Raw genomic sequence first — 3,337 nt, 5'->3', positions numbered from 1 at the left:
GCCTTCTCCGTCCCTCTGCACAACCTACAATCAGTACGGGAATTTTAACCCGTTGTCCATCGACTACGCACTTCTGCCTCGCCTTAGGTCCTGACTAACCCTCCGGGGACGAACCTGGCGGAGGAAACCTTAGGGTTTCGGGGTATTGGATTCTCACCAATATTTGCGCTACTCAAGCCGACATTCTCACTTCCGTTTCGTCCACAGCTGCTTGCCGCTACTGCTTCAATCTACGACGGAACGCTCCCCTACCGATTAACCTAAATTAATCCCACAGCTTCGGTACATCGCTTAGCCCCGTTCATTTTCGGCGCGAGAGCGCTTGACTAGTGAGCTATTACGCACTCTTTCAAGGGTGGCTGCTTCTAGGCAAACCTCCTAGTTGTCTGTGCACTCTCACCTCCTTTATCACTTAGCGATGATTTCGGGACCTTAGCTGGTGGTCTGGGCTGTTTCCCTCTTGACAATGAAGCTTATCCCCCACTGTCTCACTGGCAATGTGTCCTCTGGGTATTCAGAGTTTGTCTCGATTTGGTACCGGTCTCCCAGCCCGCACCGAAACAGTGCTTTACCCCCCAGATATAATCATTACCGCTGCGCCTAAACACATTTCGGGGAGAACCAGCTAGCTCCTGGTTCGATTGGCATTTCACCCCTAACCACAACTCATCCGCTGATTTTTCAACATCAGTCGGTGCGGACCTCCACTTGGTGTTACCCAAGCTTCATCCTGGCCATGGTTAGATCACCAGGGTTCGGGTCTATAAACACTGATTATCGCCCTTTTCAGACTCGGTTTCCCTTTGGCTCCAGCATTGTCGCTTTAACCTACCAGTGCCTATAAGTCGCCGGCTCATTCTTCAACAGGCACGCGGTCAGACGTTGAATCGTCCTCCCACTGCTTGTAAGCTAACGGTTTCATGTTCTATTTCACTCCCCTTCCGGGGTTCTTTTCACCTTTCCCTCGCGGTACTGGTTCACTATCGGTCACACAGTAGTATTTAGCCTTACGAGGTGGTCCTCGCTGATTCACATGGGATTCCTCGTGCCCCATGCTACTCGGGATTCAGCTACTATCTAGTAAGTTTTCAACTACAGGACTTTCACCTTCTTTGGTGCAGTATTTAGCTGCTTCGTTTAACCGCTAGATTCGATGTCGCTGTCCCACTACCCCAAAAGGTAAACCCTTTGGTTTAGGCTTTTCCCCTTTCGCTCACCACTACTGAGGGAATCTCTCAATTGATTTCTCTTCCTCCAGCTACTAAGATGTTTCAATTCGCTGGGTTGGCTCTCTCCTGCCTATATATTCAGCAGGTAGTATATAGGGTTGCCCCATTCGGAAATCTCCGGCTCTATGTTTGCTTCCAACTCCCCGGAGCATATCGTCGGTAACCACGTCCTTCGTCGCCTCTGTGTGCCTAGGTATCCACCGTTAGCCCTTATTCCCTTGACCACTCAATTATTTGGCCTTTCACAAATGCATTCACAAATCAATCATCACGAATGTCTGTGTCTGCCTGCTATTTTCGCGTTTCTATGCAGTTTTCAAGGTTCTGGCTGAGATGATTCTCAGCAGTCTGACACAAGTGTCATGTCATGTTGCTGATTTCTCACAATCAAAGGGAATTTTGGCTCTTCCCCTTCACCATCAGGTGGAGGTTAGCGGACTCGAACCGCTGACATCCTGCTTGCAAAGCAGGCGCTCTACCAACTGAGCTAAACCCCCAGACGAAAAGTGATGATTTAGGAGTTAATAGTTATGAGTTTTTTATTCCTCACTTTTCACTTCTGACTCAAAACTATTCTTCAGGTGGGCCATCCTGGACTCGAACCAGGGACCTCACCCTTATCAGGGGTGCGCTCTAACCACCTGAGCTAATAGCCCAAAAACGAACCTTCATCATAGTTTGAAAGCTTTCTACTCATGAGCAAATCTTTGCGACCGACCTCGGTTCGACCAACTTACTATCTATATAGCTGTTTGCTTTTCAATTTGTAAGGGGTGTAGGTCTCCCTCAAAAGGAGGTGATCCAGCCACACCTTCCGGTACGGCTACCTTGTTACGACTTCACCCCAGTCACCAGTCCTGCCTTCGGCATCCTCCTCCCCGAAAGGTTGGAGTAATGACTTCGGGCACTACCAGCTTCCATGGTGTGACGGGCGGTGTGTACAAGGCCCGGGAACGAATTCACTGCAGTATGCTGACCTGCAATTACTAGCGATTCCTCCTTCACGCAGGCGAGTTGCAGCCTGCGATCTGAACTGAGCTCCGGTTTCTGGGATTTGCTTGACATCGCTATCTTGCTGCCCTCTGTCCGGAGCATTGTAGTACGTGTGTAGCCCAAGGCGTAAGGGGCATGCTGACTTGACGTCATCCCCACCTTCCTCCGGTTTGTCACCGGCAGTCTCTCTAGAGTGCCCAACTTAATGCTGGCAACTAAAAACGAGGGTTGCGCTCGTTGCGGGACTTAACCCAACATCTCACGACACGAGCTGACGACAGCCATGCACCACCTGTGTTCGCGCTCCCGAAGGCACTCTCAACTTTCATCAAGATTCGCGACATGTCAAGCCTTGGTAAGGTTCTTCGCGTTGCATCGAATTAAACCACATACTCCACCGCTTGTGCGGGCCCCCGTCAATTCCTTTGAGTTTCACCGTTGCCGGCGTACTCCCCAGGCGGGATACTTAACGCGTTAGCTACGGCACGGCTCGGGTCGATACAAGCCACGCCTAGTATCCATCGTTTACGGCTAGGACTACTGGGGTATCTAATCCCATTCGCTCCCCTAGCTTTCGTCCCTCAGTGTCAGTTACGGCCTAGCAGAGCGCCTTCGCCACTGGTGTTCTTCCTGATCTCTACGCATTTCACCGCTACACCAGGAATTCCCTCTGCCCCGAACGTACTCTAGCTATGTAGTTTCCACTGCTTTTATCTAGTTGAGCTAGACTCTTTAACAGCAGACTTACATTGCCACCTGCGGACCCTTTACGCCCAATCATTCCGGATAACGCTTGCATCCTCCGTATTACCGCGGCTGCTGGCACGGAGTTAGCCGATGCTTATTCCTCAGGTACCGTCATTGTTTTCTTCCCTGAGAAAAGAGGTTTACGACCCAAGAGCCTTCCTCCCTCACGCGGTATTGCTCCGTCAGGCTTTCGCCCATTGCGGAAAATTCCCCACTGCTGCCTCCCGTAGGAGTCTGGGCCGTGTCTCAGTCCCAGTGTGGCTGATCGTCCTCTCAGACCAGCTACTGATCGTCGCCTTGGGAGTCTCTTACACTTCCAACTAGCTAATCAGACGCGAGCTCATCTTCAGGCAGCAAGCCTTTCACCT

Annotated in this window: 2 tRNA genes and 2 rRNA genes; all 4 read right to left on the bottom strand. The window is 51.0% G+C overall.

Going from position 1 to position 3,337, the window contains the following annotated elements:
• A 23S ribosomal RNA gene (locus LC605_RS31940) occupies nt 1-1,453 on the bottom strand; the annotation flags it as partial.
• A gap of 200 nt (nt 1,454-1,653) precedes the next feature.
• Nucleotides 1,654-1,726: transfer RNA gene (locus LC605_RS31935), tRNA-Ala, on the bottom strand.
• A gap of 85 nt (nt 1,727-1,811) precedes the next feature.
• Nucleotides 1,812-1,885 (bottom strand) — tRNA-Ile (locus tag LC605_RS31930).
• A 133-nt stretch (nt 1,886-2,018) separates the two neighbouring features.
• Nucleotides 2,019-3,337: ribosomal RNA gene (locus tag LC605_RS31925) — 16S ribosomal RNA — on the bottom strand; the annotation flags it as partial.

The organism is Nostoc sp. CHAB 5836 (assembly GCF_020829445.1).
Classification (GTDB): Bacteria; Cyanobacteriota; Cyanobacteriia; order Cyanobacteriales; family Nostocaceae; genus Nostoc.
This window is presented reverse-complemented; position numbering and strand designations above follow the sequence as displayed.